The 19,434-nt window shown below is 46.7% G+C and carries 20 protein-coding genes; 14 read left to right on the top strand and 6 right to left on the bottom strand.

The features are described from left to right. Window positions 1–85: 85 nt before the first annotated feature. Both Q4Q49_RS01965 and Q4Q49_RS01960 read right to left on the bottom strand, forming a co-directional pair. Window positions 86–553, bottom strand: coding sequence for a CopG family transcriptional regulator (locus tag Q4Q49_RS01965; protein ID WP_311998500.1), 468 nt, complete (start codon window positions 551–553; stop codon window positions 86–88). Beyond that, window positions 513–1,355: an AAA family ATPase gene (locus Q4Q49_RS01960; RefSeq protein ID WP_311998499.1), complete on the bottom strand. Its 843-nt coding sequence runs from the start codon at window positions 1,353–1,355 to the stop codon at window positions 513–515. Before Q4Q49_RS01960 ends, Q4Q49_RS01965 begins: the two co-directional genes overlap by 41 nt. Before the next feature lie 528 nt (window positions 1,356–1,883). Here Q4Q49_RS01960 and Q4Q49_RS01955 point away from each other — a divergent pair. The 5 genes from Q4Q49_RS01955 (at window position 1,884) to Q4Q49_RS01935 (ending at window position 4,527) form a co-directional block, all read left to right on the top strand. After that, window positions 1,884–2,354: a GNAT family N-acetyltransferase gene (locus Q4Q49_RS01955; protein ID WP_006082495.1), complete on the top strand. Its 471-nt coding sequence runs from the start codon at window positions 1,884–1,886 to the stop codon at window positions 2,352–2,354. A 161-nt stretch (window positions 2,355–2,515) separates the two neighbouring features. Beyond that, entirely contained in the window at window positions 2,516–2,725 is a 210-nt protein-coding gene (locus Q4Q49_RS01950; protein WP_006082494.1) for a DUF3820 family protein, read from the top strand. Window positions 2,726–2,850: 125 nt separating this feature from the next. After that, a complete protein-coding gene (locus Q4Q49_RS01945) occupies window positions 2,851–3,153 on the top strand; it encodes a hypothetical protein (RefSeq protein ID WP_006082493.1) in 303 nt (100 codons plus the stop codon). Between the two features lie 172 nt (window positions 3,154–3,325). Further along, on the top strand, window positions 3,326–3,835 hold the full coding sequence (locus Q4Q49_RS01940; protein WP_311998498.1) for a GNAT family N-acetyltransferase: 510 nt from the start codon (window positions 3,326–3,328) through the stop codon (window positions 3,833–3,835). Window positions 3,836–4,002: 167 nt separating this feature from the next. Further along, window positions 4,003–4,527 carry a GNAT family N-acetyltransferase gene (locus Q4Q49_RS01935; protein ID WP_006082491.1) on the top strand — a complete coding sequence of 175 codons (525 nt, stop codon included), beginning with the start codon at window positions 4,003–4,005 and terminating at the stop codon, window positions 4,525–4,527. Window positions 4,528–4,777: 250 nt separating this feature from the next. Here the strand turns inward: Q4Q49_RS01935 and Q4Q49_RS01930 are convergent, their stop codons facing one another. Together Q4Q49_RS01930 and Q4Q49_RS01925 are read right to left on the bottom strand one after the other, a co-directional pair. Beyond that, window positions 4,778–5,488 carry a pirin family protein gene (locus tag Q4Q49_RS01930; protein WP_311998497.1) on the bottom strand — a complete coding sequence of 237 codons (711 nt, stop codon included), beginning with the start codon at window positions 5,486–5,488 and terminating at the stop codon, window positions 4,778–4,780. 12 nt (window positions 5,489–5,500) lie between these two features. After that, complete coding sequence (locus tag Q4Q49_RS01925; protein ID WP_261271499.1) at window positions 5,501–5,944, bottom strand: DoxX family protein; 444 nt, start codon at window positions 5,942–5,944, stop codon at window positions 5,501–5,503. Between the two features lie 230 nt (window positions 5,945–6,174). On the opposite strand from Q4Q49_RS01925, the gene Q4Q49_RS01920 reads away from it, so the two are divergent. Further along, the gene (locus tag Q4Q49_RS01920; protein ID WP_311898818.1) at window positions 6,175–7,068 is read left to right on the top strand and encodes a LysR substrate-binding domain-containing protein; all 894 of its coding nucleotides are present in this window, start codon (window positions 6,175–6,177) and stop codon (window positions 7,066–7,068) included. An 85-nt stretch (window positions 7,069–7,153) separates the two neighbouring features. Here Q4Q49_RS01920 and Q4Q49_RS01915 read toward each other — a convergent pair whose 3' ends face one another. Both Q4Q49_RS01915 and Q4Q49_RS01910 read right to left on the bottom strand, forming a co-directional pair. Then, the gene (locus Q4Q49_RS01915; protein ID WP_311998496.1) at window positions 7,154–8,899 is read right to left on the bottom strand and encodes a bifunctional metallophosphatase/5'-nucleotidase; all 1,746 of its coding nucleotides are present in this window, start codon (window positions 8,897–8,899) and stop codon (window positions 7,154–7,156) included. Between the two features lie 144 nt (window positions 8,900–9,043). Further along, window positions 9,044–10,135, bottom strand: a complete 1,092-nt coding sequence (locus Q4Q49_RS01910) for a hemolysin family protein (protein ID WP_311998495.1) — start codon at window positions 10,133–10,135, stop codon at window positions 9,044–9,046. A gap of 150 nt (window positions 10,136–10,285) precedes the next feature. Here Q4Q49_RS01910 and Q4Q49_RS01905 point away from each other — a divergent pair, with 150 nt between their 5' ends. The 8 genes from Q4Q49_RS01905 (at window position 10,286) to der (ending at window position 19,302) form a co-directional block, all read left to right on the top strand. Beyond that, window positions 10,286–11,407, top strand: coding sequence for a bifunctional tRNA (adenosine(37)-C2)-methyltransferase TrmG/ribosomal RNA large subunit methyltransferase RlmN (locus tag Q4Q49_RS01905; RefSeq protein ID WP_311998494.1), 1,122 nt, complete (start codon window positions 10,286–10,288; stop codon window positions 11,405–11,407). Window positions 11,408–11,439: 32 nt separating this feature from the next. After that, window positions 11,440–12,228 carry a type IV pilus biogenesis/stability protein PilW gene (gene pilW / locus Q4Q49_RS01900; protein WP_106649958.1) on the top strand — a complete coding sequence of 263 codons (789 nt, stop codon included), beginning with the start codon at window positions 11,440–11,442 and terminating at the stop codon, window positions 12,226–12,228. Beyond that, window positions 12,225–13,322 carry a RodZ domain-containing protein gene (locus Q4Q49_RS01895; RefSeq protein WP_311889310.1) on the top strand — a complete coding sequence of 366 codons (1,098 nt, stop codon included), beginning with the start codon at window positions 12,225–12,227 and terminating at the stop codon, window positions 13,320–13,322. Before pilW ends, Q4Q49_RS01895 begins: the two co-directional genes overlap by 4 nt. Before the next feature lie 48 nt (window positions 13,323–13,370). Beyond that, window positions 13,371–14,486 (top strand): flavodoxin-dependent (E)-4-hydroxy-3-methylbut-2-enyl-diphosphate synthase, encoded by a 1,116-nt coding sequence (ispG, locus tag Q4Q49_RS01890; RefSeq protein ID WP_106649960.1) that lies wholly within the window; start codon window positions 13,371–13,373, stop codon window positions 14,484–14,486. Window positions 14,487–14,631: 145 nt separating this feature from the next. Next, window positions 14,632–15,912: a histidine--tRNA ligase gene (gene hisS, locus Q4Q49_RS01885; protein WP_311889308.1), complete on the top strand. Its 1,281-nt coding sequence runs from the start codon at window positions 14,632–14,634 to the stop codon at window positions 15,910–15,912. Between the two features lie 24 nt (window positions 15,913–15,936). Next, a complete protein-coding gene (locus Q4Q49_RS01880; protein WP_063883274.1) occupies window positions 15,937–16,557 on the top strand; it encodes a tetratricopeptide repeat protein in 621 nt (206 codons plus the stop codon). Between the two features lie 11 nt (window positions 16,558–16,568). After that, entirely contained in the window at window positions 16,569–17,756 is a 1,188-nt protein-coding gene (gene bamB / locus Q4Q49_RS01875) for an outer membrane protein assembly factor BamB (protein ID WP_259562155.1), read from the top strand. A 79-nt stretch (window positions 17,757–17,835) separates the two neighbouring features. Further along, window positions 17,836–19,302 (top strand): ribosome biogenesis GTPase Der, encoded by a 1,467-nt coding sequence (gene der / locus Q4Q49_RS01870; protein WP_106649962.1) that lies wholly within the window; start codon window positions 17,836–17,838, stop codon window positions 19,300–19,302. Window positions 19,303–19,434: the final 132 nt, after the last annotated feature.

Genomic DNA, 19,434 nt, shown 5'->3' with positions numbered 1-19,434 from the left:
ATTTTAGTTTTTTGTTCTTGAGTAAAAAAGCCGATAACCCGAGCTTAGCTGAGTTACCGGAAAAGGGTGGGAGTATTGCGAAGTGTTAACGGTTTTGGCGCTGTTGTTCTCGTAATTGCCTCAGGGCAATGGGCAGCTCGTAATGTTGTTCAATCAAGAATCGGAGCAGTTTCGATTTGGAGAGCGTGCTGTCTTGCGACAAGGTCGCGAGCTGGCCTATGGCCACTTCGCTGAGTGAAAAGGTTGCCTTGCGATAGTGAGTTTTTGCCTCTACTTTTGCTGGCGATAAGACTTCTGTCCCTAAGCTCTGTTTATGCAAGATCAGTACATTGGAATGATTCAGCCCAGTGTCAGTTGTTATGTTAGTGAACGTTTGGTCAGCGGTTTTAGCGTTCGTCGTCGCTGCTTCAAAAGCGAAATGACTGCTTTTTGTCTTATTTAGGCTTTGTCCCATTGCATATAAGTTGGCTGCCTCAATAAACTCATCTAACGAAAGCGACGGCTGTATGTTGCTAGATGGCATAGCGTTTTTCTTGAGGTCGCTGAGTCCCATTTTGCCCCCTTTGTTGAGTGGTAAGGTGAGTGGGTTGAGCTTGATGGTGCAAGCCATTATTGACCAAACTATTATTTATCAAACCATTGTGCATCTGACCCTTACCAGTACTCTGAGCAAGCTTTGCAGGGTGTAGGTTGTCTTCTAAACTCGCGGCGCAATCGACTTGGAACAATTCACAGGCAATAGTACGGATTTCTTCTGCGGCCTTTCCGCTAGGGTCGATTTCAATCACTGATAGTCCTGACTCTTCGCTGTCATCATACACATTACGGCAGTAGGTTATTGCATCAAGGACGTTGATATCATAGGTTTTACAGACTTCTTTGGCTTCTAAAATTCGGTTAGCTTGATTCGGTAAACTTGGGCATTGGGTAATCACAAATGAAGCCTGTAGCTTTGGATTTATCATCTTACAAGTCGCGACGATATCGTCCATGTGGCTAACGGTTTTCAAATCGCGACGCTTAGGTCTTAAGGGCATTAAAATGTAAGCGGCGACAGACATGGTTGCACGTAGCGCTAAGTTATCTTGACCACCACAGTCGACTATGACGACATCATAATGTTGTTCAAGACTGAGCAAGTCATTACGGATCTTGCCGTAAAGCTGCACACAATTAATGCTGGCCAGTTTGGGATTGTTGTTTCTCGCCTGGATCCAATCTGATGTGGTGCGTTGGGGATCGCAGTCCACCATGATGACCGAGGCATTGCATTCTGTGGTTAGAAAAACTGCTATGTTTTGGGCTAAGCAACTTTTACCGCTGCCGCCTTTTTCTCCGCCGATTAACACTATCATGACGCATTCCTTAATTCTTTTGATGACCCTTGGGCAGCGAGTTGATGAGTTTGGAGCTACACCGTTTTTGTGCTCTAAATCGAATGTAAACCTTATGTTAATCTCGGTCAATTGGCTGATTTTTGACGGTTTTTGATTAAATTGTCAGCAATGGTTTTTTGTCAGTATCTGGTCACGTGCCGTTAATTTGACAAGTAATAGTTGAGGAATAATTTGTGAGTGATATTTTTAAGTTTTTATTTTTAAAAGGTTTAATTTGAGTGGTATCAAGTTGCAAGCTTGTTTGTTGTAATCGATGGCTATGCACAGGATGTGAATTCTGTTTTTTTTATTTCTCTATCGGTATAAATGTTAATTTTATATTGCTAAATGTTATTAACAAATCTGTGTAAAGAATCGGCTTCTCAGTCGAAAGTGGTCTTGTTTGGCGCGGTGCTTGTCATCAAACTGCCAAATGCTGGCTTTATCATCTCTATAGACTGCCGTCTAAATCGCTTGAAATTTCAACCATGAGAGAAGGGATGCCAAATGGATATCAAAACTATTATGCCTATTAAGTTTGAACTCGTTGAAACCGCACCGTTATTCCATGAACTCCTCAATTTGCGTAGCACTGTGGGCCGCCCTTCTATCGGCGTTGAGCTTGCGGATGTGCAGGCACTGTTTTGGGTCTCTATCCGATTGAGTGACAATGCTGAAATGGAGCATGCTGGCGCGGGAGTCGCTAAGTCTAATCTATTAGCAACGGCGTGTGTTTACGGCAATAAGCCTGGGCATTTGGCCATTGAGGATTTTATCGTGTTGCCTGAATACCAATCCTATGGACTGGCGAAGATCATGCTTGAGCGAGTGATGGACTTTGTCGATGGACACGCAAGTTCTGGGACTTGTATCAGTATTACCGCCCATGGCGAGTCTGAGCGTTTATGCAGTGAATATGGTTTTCAATATGCGCCATGCGCTAACTTAGGGCCAAATCTATTAAAGATTGTCGCTTAGGGTTCTGCGTGGAGCATTTTGTGCGTCGATGATGCCAACTTGGCCTTTGGGCGTCGGGTCACTTTTGTGTGCGTTTTTGTATAAGCTAACGGCGACATTGATTGGCTTATGTTGTAGCATCCGTGGGATTATCGGGATGAACCTGCACGAGATAACAATTTATGGATCAGCAACTACTCATCGACGCTGTAAATCAAAAAATGCCCTTTGGTAAGTACGCTGGACGTAAGTTACTCGAATTACCCGAACCTTATTTGGTGTGGTTCCATAAGCAAGGTTTCCCCCAGGGAAAACTCGGTGAGCAATTAGCCCTAATGTACGAAATCAAGCTTAATGGTTTAGAAGGCATGCTAAAACCGCTGTTGAAATGAGTTCCCCTCTTTGAAGAAAAATACTGCTTTTGCGATAAGTGTTGTATTTCGTGATAGAGATTAGCGATTTATTGTTTTTAGCGTGCTTTAATGCAGCATATTAGCAAAACAAAAGGAACGCAGGCATGATGGCAAAATGGGTAAAATTAGCGGCGGTAGCGACTTTAGCGTTAGGCATGTCAAGTGCTTGGGCTCAGGGTGTCACCCACGAAGGTACTGTTGTTGATACGATGAACGGTGGTGGTTACACCTACGTACAGATTAAAGAAGCTGACACCACTTTTTGGGCTGCAGGTCCTCAAACTGAAGTGAGTAAAGGCGATAAAGTGGCTGTGGTTGAGCAAATGTGGATGAACGAATTCACTAGCAAAACCTTAAACCGCACCTTTGATAAACTGTTATTTGTCGGTCAAATCGATAAGAAGTAACAGTGACGAGTGCGCTAACCTGTGCGCCTCTTTAATCCAACGGCTTCGATACCTTCGAGGCCGTTTTTGTTTTTAGCCTTCAATGCCGCAAAATTTGAGCCTATCTCGATTAAGCGAAACGCGGCAAAATAGCGCTATTGCTAGCGGTTATTACTTAACAGAGAACACTTAAGTGACGGCGTTTGAACAGTTCGAGATCCAGCCTTATCAGTCATGTTATGCCCGTGAGGTGAGTGAGTTATTTCATCTTTGTGTGCATAACATCACCCATGCTCGTTATTCACAGGCGCAACTTTCTGCTTGGTCTGCGGCGCCAAGATCGGCTAAACATTGGGATTTGCGCTTAAACCGCTCGAAGGCGTGGGTAGTATTAGTCAAAGATGCAGCGACAGCTTCTTTAATTTGCTGCGGTTTTATCAATGTCGAAACTCATTTTGCCCACCAAGGTTACGTAGACAGCTTATATATCCATCCAGATTATCAAGCTAAGGGATTGGGTGAGCGTGCTTATCTTGTTTTAGAAGCGTGGGCTAAGGCGCAAGGCTATGCGCGCTTGAGTGTGGATGCATCTTATCTGTCTAAAGGGTTATTTACCCGTATGGGATTCATTCAAATACAGCGCAGTTATCAGCAAAAACTAGGGCAAGTGATCCCGGGCTTCTATATGGAAAAGAATATTTAACGTTTGCTTACTAGGGTTTCAACCAAAAAGTGATGTAAGGTATTCCACAGTAAAACATTAGCTTAACGCCGTTGAGTGACACTATTTAAGTTAAATCAGTACTATTTAACTTAGATTAGAATACGGTTAATCTTAAGCGATTAACAATTCAAGATGGAGGGCAGAGAATGAAGATCCGACTATTTACGCCATCGGATGTCTCGCAGTTGGCGGCGATCTTTGAGGCGAGTGTGATGCAAGGCTCTGGCGAGTTTTACTCGTTTGCCGAGCGCTCTGCTTGGGCTTATATCGAAGGTGAGATCCGCAGTGAGAACTATTGGCTCGAACGCTTAAAGGGCACCACGATTTGGGTTGCTGAAGCCGATAACATGCTGGTGGGATTTATCAATCTTAAGATAGGTGCCGACAGTGAAGTTGAAGCCGCTGCCGAAGTGGAATGTCTGTTCGTTCATCCCGAATATGCCCGTTCTGGGGTGGCCACCTCTTTGTATTTTGCGTTGTTTGAAGAAGTTAAAATTTTAGCGCTGAAACGATTAACGGTTGAAGCATCCTATCTCGCGCGACCTTTTTTTGAAAAACAAGGATTTCGCAGTATTCGCCGTAATGAACATAAGCGTTTTTTGAATGCGGCGGATAAAGCACAGGGCCAAGCCCAAGTGTTGGTTAATTTCAGCATGACACTCGCGCTTTAACTCAGCTTATCAAAGTGCGGGTCTGGTTCGCTCAACGAGGCCGTTAGCACTGCTTTTATAACATCGCCTTATAACATGACCATAAAAACGCCAATAAAAAACACTGCCAAAGATGACTTGTGGCAGTGCTTCTAGGTTTTCTAGGTGAGTGTTTATCAAGCTGGCATGTAATCACTTGCTCAATGACTTGCTTAATCGTTTGCTCAATCGTTAAGCGGCTGTACTGAGTGGTTCAGTTAAGCCGCTCGTATTACGCGTTAGCTGACAAGTCGAATACTAGTGCGATGATTTGGCCGCTTGTCGCCGTAAAGTCGACACTCGCAAGCTGGGTCAGATGTGCGCCGTCCCCAGTCGTGAGTGTTGTGCCATTGATATCCAGCGTACCTTCAATCAATTGCACATACAGATGACGACTCGCTTGTTCGGCGGTTCTGGCCATCGTCACTTTTTCGCCTTCGCTCAACATTAAACGATATAAGGTCGCATCCTGCTGCACTTTCAGCGTGCCATTTTCACCGTTTGGTGTCACCACGGCCGTCAGTGGTGAACTCTGTTCGAATGCCTTTTGCTGATAACCCGCATCTATGCCTAAGGTATCTGGACGGATCCAAATTTGTAAAAAGTGTAGCGGCTCAGTATTAGAAGCATTGAACTCGCTGTGGTAAATGCCTTTACCCGCCGACATCAACTGAAACTCACCAGCAGGTAAAGTTTTGATATTTCCGAAACTGTCTTTATGGGCGATAGTGCCAGATATCACGTAACTGATGATCTCCATGTCTTTATGTCCATGGGTATCAAAACCTGCACCCGGTGCAACTCTGTCATCGTTGATGACTCTTAGGGATGAAATCCCCATGTGCTCTGGGTCATAGTAGCTAGAGAAAGAGAAGGTATGTTGACTCTTTAGCCAGCCTAAATCTGCTTGACCGCGATCCTGTTCTTTTCTTAATGTGATCATCTTGCTTCCCCTTTATTTGATGCGGTTAGCGAATACGTTATCGACAGCGAACTTGCCTGCACCTGAAACCGCCAATGACACTGTGGCTGCGAGTAGGGCGAGACCAAATTCGTAACCGTTGTTGGCAAGGAACAGACCGTTGCCTATGTGTACTGAGAAAATCGCTATTATCATAGTGAATGACAATACGAGGGCGGTTGGGCGAGTCAGCAGGCCGAGTAACAGGAATAGGCCGCCGAAGAATTCACTTGAACCTGCCATCAGTGCCATTAAGTAACCTGGCGTCAAACCTATGGATGCCATCCATTGTCCAGTGCCTTCTAAGCCGTACCCACCGAACCAGCCAAACAGTTTTTGTGAACCATGGGCGATTAAGATAATCCCGATAGGAAGACGCAGTGCCAGTGGGGCAAGACTAGGGGCTGATTTGAGTGTTTTTGCGATGAGTGCTTTCATGGGGTATTCCTTGTTTCAAATTATTTGACAAGTGTTTAGTGTATTGTTTAATCAGTTTTAACTCAGTTTTTAAATCTGTTCTAACTTAACTTTACTCAGTGTCTACATCCGATTTCGGCAGTGAGTTCCGCAGAGCCTCTCCATTGCTAAGCAGTGTAGACTTGACCTTTGGCAAAGAAAATTGGAACATTTTCAATGCTGACTTCAAATAATTTGAATATGAGGTTTTTATGTTGCCATCTATTAGTCTCGATGGATTAATCGTACTCGATGCCATTGATAGAAAAGGCAGTTTTTCCGCAGCGGCCGAGTCCTTGTTCCGAGTGCCGTCGGCGCTGACCTACACAGTGCAGAAACTGGAAAGCGATTTAGGCACAAAATTATTTGAACGTAAGGGCCAACGCGCCGAACTGACCTTAGTCGGTCAACTTGTGCTGCGCCAAGGTCGAGAAATCCTTTCGGCAACGTCTAGGCTGGAAGAAGCGGTGCGTCAACTCGAGACCGGCTGGGAGTCTTCGTTAACCTTAGCAATCGATACTGTCGTGCCGGATTTACCCCTATTGCAGTTGATCGGGGAATTTACTGAGCTGGGTAAGCAAGTGACGGTGAACATCAGTGAAGAGTCCTTAGGTGGCGGCTGGGATGCGCTTTATTCGGGACGTGCCGATATTGCTATTGGTGTGACGGGTGAACTGCCAAAAGGTCAATATCATGTGGTCGAAATCGGTGAGTTGGAGTTTGTGTTTGCCTTAAATCCTGCCCACCCATTGGCGCAGCACGCCGGTCCTATTCCGACCGAGGCATTACTGCAATTCCCTTCCATTGTGGTGGCTGACAGTTCGACTGCCTTAGCGCAGCGCTCGAGCGGCTTATTTGATAGTCGTCAAGTGATCCGGGTGCCGAATATGCAGACCAAGATTAAAGCGCAGCAATTGGGACTTGGCGTAGGCTACATTCCAAAACACTTGATCTTAGATGCGTTGACGGCGGGAAGCTTAGTGGCTTGTCATGTGGAAATGCCGCGCCCACCCCAAGCTGTGTTTATGGCGTGGCGCAAAGACGCGCAGGGCAAGGCGCAGGATTGGTTTACTGCGCGTTTACCGCAATGTGATTGGCAATTTTAAGCTCAGGTTTGTTTAGCGCTTTGTAAGCAGCCACTCACTTTGCTCCTCACTGCATCAATGTTGACGCCATGGGGAGCATTGGCACTTAACCCATACGTTGGCTGTGGCTGGTGTAATGCACATGCTGTGACAGTAAATCAGACAGATTCGGTGAGCGATTTAAGAATCGAATAAATGCCTGTGGCAACGTCAGAGACTCCATCGACTCCTGCCAGCGAGCTTGCAGCAATGGATGATAGCCTTCCTTACCCGCAGCAGTGTAAGAGGTCGATACCCCGACATACAGTGACTCAGGCTCAACGGGATACCAAAGAGATTGGCTGTCCTGCTGCATCATCTCCAATCTAAATAAACGCTCGCCCAGTGGACGCCGGCCATCGTAGTAATACCGTAAGCCGTAGGTGTAAGGGAAGCTACCCGCACCAGTGCCACGGACGCTGTTGTTGGTCGCCGCGTTAATCGCCGACTCGAGTGCTTGATACAGGAACTGACCTTGAATTTCATACTTAACCAGCGGCAATTCGAAGGGCAGTAATTGCCCCATCACATCCGCCAGCGTCAACTGACCTTGGGCTACCGACTGGCGCACACCGCCGGCATTATGCAAGGCAAAGTTCACCCTAGGATCGACAAGCTTAGCTTCTTGGAACATGCTGCGACTGACCCAAGGCGCAATTTCACTGCCGTGGGGCAGGGCCTTAGACGGTAAGCGGGTATGGACTAAGTTTTTTGGCACCAGTGCTAAGACTTTGTTCTCCATATCCGCGATGGCGGGTTTGTAGATGTCTCGGATCACGCCATCAATATCGGCATCGGCATCATCCCAAAGGACATTTGGGTGCTGACTGAGCTGTTGACGCACCGCTTGGTAATCTTGATTATCGACAGCTGTGTTAGCACTTAAGATAAAGTGTTGATCCAGCATGAAATAGTTGCCGCCTGTTAGGCTCAGCACTTTACCTTCAGCATCAAACGTTATCTCGGCTAAGCCGACGACTTCGGCATATTTACCCGCATGCACTATCGGCGTGTTGTTGATGACTTCACCGTAGGGCAAGTTGCTCAAACCTAAGGCGCGAAAATCGCCCTGTAGCGTATGCGTGTGACCACCGACGATAAGGCTAATACCCTCGACTTCGGCCGCAAGGCGCTTATCTTGATCTAAGCCTAAGTGGCTGAGCACGATAATATGTTTGATGCCTTGATTTTTAAGGTGCTCAATCGTGCGTGCGGTTGTCGCGATAGCATCGACAAAATGAGTGTCTGGATCGGGGCGCGCGATCTCTTTCATTTGATCTAACGTAATACCGACAATGGCTAACGTCTTATCGTGGAAAGGCTTAAGCAGATATTTCGCGCGTTTTTGCTCATGATCATAATCTAAGATATTAGGCAAACCACGCAGACAACCGGGTTTGTTGAGATCTTCTTGGCTTAAATCCATGTTGCCCGCAAGCAATGGGAAATCAATCTGCTTAGCAAACTCGGCAAGTCTGGCGTTACCTTCATCGATATCGTGGTTGCCAATGACCATAGCATCGGGCGCTAACAGATTGAGTAAGTGGGCGTTGGCCTTGCCTTTAAAATGGCTGAAATAAAGCGTGCCTTGGAAGCTGTCGCCACCGTGCAGGAAAACAAACGGCGTATTGGTTTGTGCAGCAGCTTGACGTGCCTTAGTGATGTGGTGGCCGATGCGGGCATAACCACCGCTATGGCTGGTTACATCAAGCTTATGCTGGCCGAGGTTAAGACTAAATTGGACGCGGCAGGGCTCAAAATTCGAATGGGTGTCATTAATGTGCGCGAGTGAGAGTGTGTAGCTCTGTGTCATAACTTACCTCTATTACGGCGGGTGAGTATATACCCAAGCGACCTCAAAATGCGAGGCTCAGAGGGTTCTGAGTTATCCGCATTCTAAAAGAATAAAGGGAGCTAGGCTCCCTTTATATTAACAAGCACTAAACTGGCTTAGCCTTTAACCGGATTTGGCTTCGTCATCATCGGATGCGGCTTCAAAATCACCGTCATCGGATAGGCGAATGCCTTTTTGCTTCATGCGCTTAGTCCAAAGTTTACGTGCTAATTGCTGCATATCGGTCGCGGGATCGTTTAAATCGACAATCTCTAATCCTAGCATAGATTCGATAATATCTTCTTGAGTCACAATACCTTGGCTACTGCCGTACTCGTCGACCACCATAGCAATTTGGGTGTTACGTTTAATCATACGCTCAAACAGTGGCAGAATTTTGGCGGTTTCAGGCACCACAAATAAACTCCGTTTAAGCTCACCAATCGGTGCTTCTGGTGTGTAACGCTCAGCCAGCAACACATCGGTACGGGTGATATAACCGATAATATCGTCATGATCCTGATCGTATACTGGAATACGGGTAAAAGGCTTGTCGCGATATTGACGTACAAACTCATTTTGAGTCAGATCCACTGGCAGCGAGAACATCACAGTGCGCGGTGTCATGATTGCTGTAACGGGCATATCACGTACCTTGAGCATTTGCGTCAGAATTTTCGACTCTTGCTCGTCAAGCTCACCGGATTCATGGCCGATTTTTGCCATCGCGCTCATTTCTTGGCGGATATATTGGCCTTCATCGCCTTTGCCCATCAGGCGAGTGACTTGCTGCGACATCCAGATCAGCGGTTTAGTGACACGCTTCATCCACATCACGGCAACAGACACGCTCGGTGCGAGGCGACGCCAATGGTTGGCACCCAATGATTTAGGAATAATTTCTGAGAAGAACAGAATAATAAAGGTCAATACGCCCGAGAAAACACCCAACATATCGTCACCAAATACTTTCGCTGCTTGCGCACCCGCAACGGCAGCGCCAACGGTATGAGCGATAGTATTTAACGTAAGGATTGACACCAAAGGGGCTTCGACATTTTCTTTCAGTTTACGCAAGCGCGCGGCTGCGGCACTGTCAGTTTGTTCGAGTGATGCGATATAACTTGGGGTAACCGATAGCAGAACAGCTTCGAACACACTGCACAGAAAAGAAACTCCGACAGCGACAAGCACTATAATGATGAGGGTTAACATATAGGTGGAATTACAACTCCGTATTTTAGGCCAACATTAGCCCGTGGAGATTCTAGCATAGGTTAATTGAGTTACTGGCTAAAATTTATTTGCGTCTGTATAATTCGCCGCCCTGTTACAGGATCCGGTTTTGGTGTTGAGGTTAGCTATATGAGTGAAAAGAAGATCAATTTATTAGACCTTGATCGTAAGGCGATGCGCGCATTATTTGCGGACATGGGAGAGAAACCCTTTCGTGCCGATCAGCTCATGAAATGGCTATATCATTTCGGCGTCAGTGACTTCGAAGAGATGACCAACATCAACAAAGTGTTACGTCAAAAATTGGCGGCTCGCTGCGAGATCGTTGCGCCGGAAATTTCGAGCTTCCAAAAATCGACCGACGGGACGATTAAATTCGCAATCAATGTTGGTCAAGGCCAAGAAGTTGAAACGGTTTATATTCCTGAGGATGACCGCGCGACCTTGTGCGTTTCATCCCAAGTGGGTTGTGCACTGGAATGTACTTTCTGCTCTACGGGGCAGCAAGGGTTTAACCGTAACTTAACGGTTTCTGAAATCGTCGGCCAAATCTGGCGTGTATCGCACTTTTTAGGTTTTGCTAAAGACACGGGCGAGCGTCCTATTACTAACGTCGTGATGATGGGCATGGGCGAGCCATTGCTCAACCTAGCCAATGTGATCCCAGCAATGGACATCATGCTCGATGATTTTGGTTTTAGCTTATCAAAACGCCGCGTGACCTTATCAACATCAGGCGTAGTGCCTGCGTTAGATAAAGTGGGTGATGCGCTTGATGTGGCACTTGCAGTCAGTATCCATGCGCCAAATGATGAGCTGCGTGACATTCTGGTCCCAATCAATAAAAAATATCCGCTGGATGAGTTTTTAGCGGGTATTCGTCGTTATATCGCCAAATCTAATGCAAACCGTGGACGCGTGACGGTTGAATACGTGATGCTAGATCATATCAACGACAGCACAGATCAAGCCCATGAGTTAGCTAAGTTGATGAAAGATACACCTTGTAAGATAAATCTGATCCCATTCAACCCGTATCCAGGCTCGCCTTACGGCCGTTCATCTAACTCTCGTATCGACCGTTTTTCTAAGGTGCTAATGGAGTACGGTTTTACTGTGATCGTGCGTAAAACCCGTGGCGATGATATTGATGCAGCTTGTGGTCAGTTAGCTGGTGATATTCGCGATAGAACGAAACGTTTAGCAAAAAAACGCATGCAAGAAAACCAGATTTCAGTCACAATGAATTAACTCTTTGTTTGCACAGATTTATAGGCTTGCCCATGAAGCATGGATTGCCAAGGTTTTCGTTGATTTTAACCCTGTCATTATTGATGACAGGGTGCGTCACTGAGCGTACTTATACTGGGACAGATATTCCTGTTTCGGAACGAAAGTTAGACAAAGTCGCCGCCGCGCGCGAGCGTTTGCAGCTCGGTTTAACCTATTTAAATCGAGGTAATTCGGAACAAGCCAAATACAATCTTGATAAAGCATTAGAATATGCCCCAGAGCTTGAAGATGTGCACACCGCTTTGGCTTATTACTATCAAACCGTGGGCGATTTAGTACGTACTGAAGAGTCGTACATGAATGCCATTAGTACCAAGGACGCCTCTGGCGATTCCATGAATAACTTCGGGGTGTTTTTGTGCCAACAAAAGCAATACAACAAAGCTGAAAAAATGTTTTTGGCCGCAATCGAAATGCCCAAATATACGCGAACGGCCTCAAGCTACGAGAACTTAGGTCTCTGTAGCCGCGAAGCTGGACAAGCAGAAAAGGCACGACAGTATTTTCAGATGGCGTTAAAGTATGACCCGAGAAGATCGGTGTCGTTGCTGGAGTTGGCAGAGTTAGAAGTCGACCAAGGTGATTTTATTCAGGCGCGAAACCAATTAGCGCGATATCACCAAGTGGCTGAGCAAACTCCAGAAAGTTTAGCGCTCGGGATCAAAATAGAGCAGGCAGTGAATGATGATGCCGCTGTGAAGAGATTTGGTATTTTATTGCTTGCCAAATTCCCAGCATCACCTCAGGCCAAGCAATACAGAGTTAATTTGCATCAATGAAAGATCATGAAATCAATGCGCCAGTTGAGTCGGTAGCACCGCAATCTATCGCGCTAGATGTAACGCTTGGAACCTTATTAAAAGCTGGCCGTGAAAAAATGGGCCTTAGTATTCAAGATGCGGCGGTTAAATTGCATTTACGCCCTCGTATTGTTGAAGATCTTGAAGCCGACAATTTTACCAATATTGCCTCATCCACTTATGTTCGTGGTTATGTAAAAAACTATGCCCGTATGGTCAGCGCGGATGCGGCTTTGATTGAAGCGTGTTTAGTGCGCCAAGTGCCTGTGGTGACTGAGCCTGCAATGCAAAGCTTTTCCCGTAAAACGACTTATCAAGCCCGCGATACGCGTTTAACTTGGCTGAGTATTTTTATCGTTATTGTGTTACTCGGCTCGTTAGTCGTCTGGTGGATGCAAAAAACGACTTTGTTAAGCACTATTGATGTATCGAAACCCACGGTAGAAGAGGTCGCCGCCGCGAACCAAACGCTACCTGGTGACGTACTATTGACCGAAACCGATGCGAGTCAACAATTGACCGACATCGCGGCTAACGGCTCTATGTCAATTGACGGCCCGATTAAAGATACCGATGCCAGCACTATTGATGTGAGCACTGGGCCTACTGACAATAATTATCCTCAAACGGTTGATACGAGTAATGAAGATGGTGGCTCGGCTAATGCTGCTACCACAGCGTCTCAAACGGCCTCTTCGGTAGCTGAACAGATGGTAGCTCAACAGACGTTTGTGCAACAGCCTGCAACTCAGCCCGTTGTAACTGCAACGACTTTGCCTGTTTTAACATCGCCAGCCACAACGACCAATACTCTGGTGGCCACTGCCGGTGAATCGATTATCAAGGTACAGTTAACGGGTGATTGCTGGATTAACATTGTCGATGCTAAAGGTAAAGCGTTAGTCGATGGTGTGAAAGGCGCTGGCGCCACAGTGCAAGTGAGTGGTGTACCACCATTTAAAATTATTCTAGGTGCGCCGCAAGTGGCGACATTAAGCTTAGATGGTCAAATGGTTAGCTTAGCTGATGTCCCTAAGGGACGTGTCGCGCGCTTAACCTTACCTAAGGCTTAACGACCACCTAATGATCTACAGCACGTACCGAAATAGAGCGTATTAAGCATGTATAATGAAACTCCCATAAAAAGACGTCCTTCCACCCGCATTTATGTGGGTAATGTACCGATTGGTGATGGGGCGCCGATTGCCGTTCAGTCAATGACCAATACTAAGACCACAGATGTTGAAGCGACAATCGCTCAAATTCGTGCCTTGGAAAAAGTTGGTGCCGATATAGTTCGTGTCTCAGTGCCGACTATGGATGCGGCAGAAGCCTTTAAACTCATTAAGCAAGCGGTTAAGGTGCCTTTAGTGGCCGACATCCATTTCGATTATCGTATCGCCTTAAAAGTTGCTGAGTATGGTGTTGATTGCTTGCGTATTAATCCGGGCAATATCGGCAACGAAGAGCGTATTCGCAGCGTGGTGGAATGTGCCCGTGACCACAATATTCCTATCCGTATTGGTGTGAATGGCGGTTCATTAGAGAAAGATCTGATGGACAAGTACAAAGAGCCAACGCCTGAAGCCTTGCTCGAATCGGCCATGCGCCATGTAGATATTCTGGACCGATTAAACTTCGACCAATTCAAGGTCAGCGTGAAAGCCTCCGACGTGTTTTTAGCGGTTGAATCCTATCGTTTATTGGCAAAACAAATCCGTCAACCTTTGCATTTAGGCATTACCGAAGCGGGCGGCGCACGCGCGGGTTCAGTTAAATCGGCCGTGGGTCTAGGCATGTTATTGGCCGAAGGTATCGGTGATACCCTGCGTATTTCCCTTGCGGCCGATCCCGTTGAAGAAATCAAAGTCGGTTTTGATATTTTAAAGTCGCTGCGTATCCGTAGCCGCGGGATTAACTTCATCGCCTGCCCATCTTGCTCCCGTCAAGAGTTTGATGTGATAAGCACAGTCAATGAGTTAGAGCGTCGCCTCGAAGACGTGACTACCGCCATGGATGTGTCTATCATCGGCTGCGTTGTGAACGGTCCAGGCGAAGCCTTAGTGTCGCATATTGGTTTAACCGGCGGACACAATAAGAGCGGATATTACGACGAGGGTGAACGTCAAAAAGAACGTTTTGATAACGACAATATTGTCGATTCCCTCGAAGCGAAAATTCGCGCTAAGGCCAGTCAAATGGCGAACCGTATTCAAATAAAAGACACAACTGAGTAATATGCATCTGCATTTGGGCACAGATTACGCCTAATGATTTTGAGCTTGGCCCCGAAACCGACGGGGTCGTTTTACGTTTTACGTTCAAAAGCCTATAATGCGTGACATTTTTTATTAATTTAGCTAAATCGGACGAGTCGATACAGTGGCAAAACAGATCCAAGCGATTCGCGGAATGAATGACATTCTGCCAACTCAAAGTCCTCTATGGCAAAAAGTGGAAGCGGTACTACGTTCGAGCGTTAGTGCTTACGGTTACAGCGAAATCCGCACTCCAATAGTGGAAAATACCGATCTCTTTAAACGCTCTATCGGTGAAGTGACTGATATTGTTGAAAAAGAAATGTATACCTTCGCAGATAATAACGGTGACAGCTTAACGCTGCGCCCAGAAGGTACGGCATCGACAGTGCGTGCGGGTAACGAAAACGGTCTGCTATATAACCAAGAACAACGTCTTTGGTATATGGGCCCTATGTTCCGTCATGAGCGCCCACAAAAAGGTCGCTATCGCCAATTTAACCAATTTGGCGTGGAAGTGTATGGCATAGGCACAGCGGATATTGATGCTGAAGTTTTGATGTTATCAGCCCGCCTGTGGGAAAAACTCGGTATTAGCGATCACGTGTCGTTAGAGCTTAATACATTAGGTGATCCCGCTGAGCGCGCGGTTTACCGTGATGCCTTGATTGCGTTTTTAGAACTACATAAAGATGCGCTCGATGAAGACAGCAAGCGTCGCATGTACAGCAATCCGCTGCGGGTATTGGATTCAAAAGATCAAAATGTCCAAGCTATTTTGGCTGGTGCACCTGAGTTGATGGATTTCCTCGGTGAAGAATCCAAGACACATTTTTCACAATTGCGTGAACTACTTGATGCTGTGGGTATCAAATACACCATTAATCCGCGCCTAGTACGTGGTTTAGATTATTACAATCGTACAGTATTTGAATGGGTTACATCGAGTTTAGGCTCACAAGGTACAGTGCTTGCGGGTGGTCGCTATGACGGCTTAGTCGCCCAGTTAGGCGGTAAAGATACCCCAGCAGTGGGTTTCGCCATGGGCTTAGAGCGCATTGTCTTGCTGCTTGAAACCTTAGAGCTAAACAAAGATATTCCGCCAGAAGTGGATGTGTATGTTACTGCTATGGGTGATAGCTGTCTGGTTGAAGCGATTAAAGTTGCGCAGGAATTACGCAGCGCGCTGCCAAACCTTAAAGTGATGAGTCACTGCGGTGGCGGTAATGTGAAAAAACAAATGAAACGTGCCGATAAAAGCGGTGCAGCTGTCGCCTTACTGATTGGTGAAGATGAACTGGCCGAAGGCATGGTGACAGTGAAATATTTACGCAATGATAACGAACAACAACGGGTAGCTCGAAGTGCCTTAGGCGCATTTTTGGCTGAACTGGCCATTAAGTAATAGATCATATAAGGGGACGTGCGCGTGGAAATTTATAGCACAGAAGAACAACAAGTTGATGCTATCAAGCAGTTCTGGAAAGACTATGGAACCTCGATTTTTATTGGGGCGGTCGTTGGTTTAGGCGGCCTGTATGCGTGGAATTATTATTCTGACGTTAAAGTGGCCCAAGCGGAAGAAGCCTCAAAAGCTTTCCACGAGTTGACCACTAAATCAAGCGACGAAGCCGCTATGCTGGCGGGTGTGGCTGAGTTTTCTAAAAATCATGATCAAAAAGGTTATCAAGCGCTACTAGAACTGATCGTGGCAAAAACTGCGGTAGAAGCTAAGGATTACCCTAAAGCTATCGAAGCCTTGAACAAGGTTATTGCGGCTAAACCAGGTGCTGGTTTAGATATGATTGCAACTTTACGTGTCGCTCGAGTACAAGCCGAGCAAGGTCAAATAGACGCTGCTCTGGCAACTTTAGAGCAAGTTACAGATAAAGCCTTCTTCGCCCAGCGCGATGAATTAAAAGGCGATTTCTTAGTACGTCAAGGTGAAGTTGAGAAAGCGAAAACAGCTTATCAAGCTGCCATGGACAATGGTGGTGTGGTCACAAGCCCAGCGCTTAAAATCAAACTTGATAGCCTAAATCAGGCATAAGGGATCCCTTGATGAAGTCTTGGTGCAAAAACCTGCTAGCCGCCGGATTAAGTCTGGCCATGTTATCCGCCTGTTCGTCGAGCGATGTTGAAGACGAGCCTGTCAGTGAGTTAACTGCAATTCAGGCGACAGTGTTCCCTGAAGTAAGTTGGAGCGCCTCTGTCGGTGATGGTGTAGGTGATTATTACTCTCGCCTCGCTCCTGCCGTTCGTTATGGCAAAATATTTGCCGCCGATCGTTATGGTGAAGTCACCGCGTTTGACGAAGCGACGGGCGAGCGCGTTTGGACTAAAGATTTCAGCGAAGAATTTCGTGATAACGCCTTAGCAAAAAACAAAGGTGCGCGAATCGCCGCTGGCGTAACTGCTGCGCGTAATAAAGTCTTTTTAGGGGGAGAAAGCGGGCTGTTAGCCGCGCTGAACGCCGAAGATGGCCAAGTTTTATGGCATGTGGTTGCCGGTGGTGAGTTATTGTCTGCGCCAACGGTTGCCGATGACGTTGTGGTTGTCAGCACCAGCTCAGGTTCACTCGAAGCCTTTAACGTCGATACTGGCGCTAAGCTGTGGGTGTACGAAATGCAATTGCCAAATCTGACCCTGCGCGGTACAGGTTCTGCAGCTTATGAAGCGGGCGGTTTCTTTATCGGTACTGCCGATGGCAAAGTGGCTGTTGTGATTAAAAACAATGGTCAAGCTGCATGGGAACAGGCGATTTACAATCCAACGGGCGGTAACGAGTTTACGCGTATGGCCGACGTGGATATGACGCCGCTGATCCTTGGCGACAACTTATATGCGGTGAGCTACAACGGTAACTTAGTGTCGATGGAACTGCGCACGGGTCGAGTTGTGTGGACACGTAAGTATTCTAGCTTTAACGAGTTAGCATCAGCGGGCTTAAGTTTGTTCGTCGTTGACGACCACAGCCGTATCTACTCAGTTGATAAACGTAACGGTTTAGAGCTGTGGAGCAACTCTGAGTTAGCTAACCGCACTCTGACGTCACCAGCTGTGTATAAAGACTATTTAGTTGTGGGTGATTTCGAAGGTTATTTACACTTCATCGATCGCAGTACAGGGACGATTGTCGGTCGTGTCCAAGTGGACAGCTCTGGATTATACAGCCAGCCATTAGTGGTTGACGATAAAATCTATGTTCAAGGTCGCAGTGGAAAGTTAGCTGTTGTAACACTTCCATAGTTAAAAGTGTTATCCTTGTAGAGCCCCTGGAAGTGTGTTCCGGGGGCTTTTTATTGAAAAGTTTTTTAGAGGCAAAATCATGATCCCTGTAGTGGCCCTTGTTGGTCGGCCGAACGTCGGTAAATCCACCCTATTTAATCGCCTTACGCGCACGCGTGATGCGCTGGTTGCTGACTTTCCTGGCCTAACACGTGACCGTAAATATGGTCGAGCATTCTTATCCGGCTATGAGTTCATTGTGGTCGATACCGGCGGTATCGATGGCACTGAAGAAGGGATCGAGACGAAAATGGCCGAGCAATCCCTTGCCGCCATTGAAGAAGCCGATGTTGTTCTATTTATGACTGATGCGCGCGCGGGTTTAACCTCTGCGGATCTATCGATTGCACAGCACTTACGTAGCCGTGAAAAAACCACTTTCGTGGTTGCGAACAAAGTGGACGGTATTGATGCCGATTCTGCCTGCGCCGAGTTTTGGTCTTTAGGTCTAGGTGAAGTTTACCAAATGGCAGCGTCTCAAGGACGCGGCGTGACCAACATGATCGAATACGCGCTGACTCCTTATGCCGAAGCGATGGGCATAGTGCGTCAAGACGAAGGCGAAGTGACCGAAGAGCGTGAATATACCGAAGAAGAAGCCGAAGCTGAGCAAAAGCGTCTGCAAGATTTGCCTATCAAGTTAGCGATCATAGGTAAACCGAACGTCGGTAAGTCAACCCTGACTAACCGTATTCTAGGTGAAGAGCGCGTTGTGGTATTTGATGAGCCTGGCACGACCCGTGACAGTATTTACATTCCAATGGAACGTGAAGGTCGCGAGTACGTGATTATCGATACCGCGGGGGTTCGTCGCCGCAGTAAAGTACATCAAGTCATTGAGAAATTCTCAGTGATCAAAACCTTGAAAGCGGTTGAAGATGCTAACGTGGTGTTGCTTATCATCGATGCCCGTGAAGGTATCGCCGAGCAAGATTTAGGTCTGTTAGGGTTCGCGCTCAATGCGGGTCGCGCTTTGGTGATTGCCGTCAACAAGTGGGATGGTATCGACCAAGGGATTAAAGATCGTGTGAAGAGTGAGCTTGACCGTCGTCTTGGCTTTATCGACTTTGCTCGTATTCACTTTATTTCGGCGCTGCACGGTACTGGTGTTGGCCATTTATTTGAATCGATTGAAGAAGCCTACGACAGTGCCACACGCCGCGTTAGTACTTCTATGCTGACACGTATCATGCAAATGTCGCAGGACGATCACCAGCCGCCATTAGTGAATGGTCGCCGTGTGAAGCTTAAATACGCGCACGCAGGTGGTTACAATCCACCAATCGTGGTGATCCACGGTAACCAAGTTAGCAAGCTGCCAGACTCGTATAAGCGCTACATGATGAACTACTTCCGTCGTTCATTGAAAGTGGTGGGTACGCCAATCCAACTACGTTTCCAAGAGGGTGATAACCCATTTGAAAACAAAACTGAGAAGTTGACTATGAGCCAAGAGCGTCGTCGCAAGCGCGCACAAAGCCATATCAAAGACAGAAAAACCAAATAGTGTTTTTTACTAGACACATTTGAAACAAAAGGAACCTTAGGGTTCCTTTTGTGTTTTAAGACTGTTTAATCAGGGTTTACATCAATATCAATGTCCTCTAGAGAGTAGATTCCAATAATTAGATTAAATATG

Origin of the sequence: Shewanella sp. SP1S1-7 (assembly GCF_031932105.1) — a bacterium.
GTDB lineage: Bacteria > Pseudomonadota > Gammaproteobacteria > Enterobacterales > Shewanellaceae > Shewanella > Shewanella baltica.
This window is presented reverse-complemented; position numbering and strand designations above follow the sequence as displayed.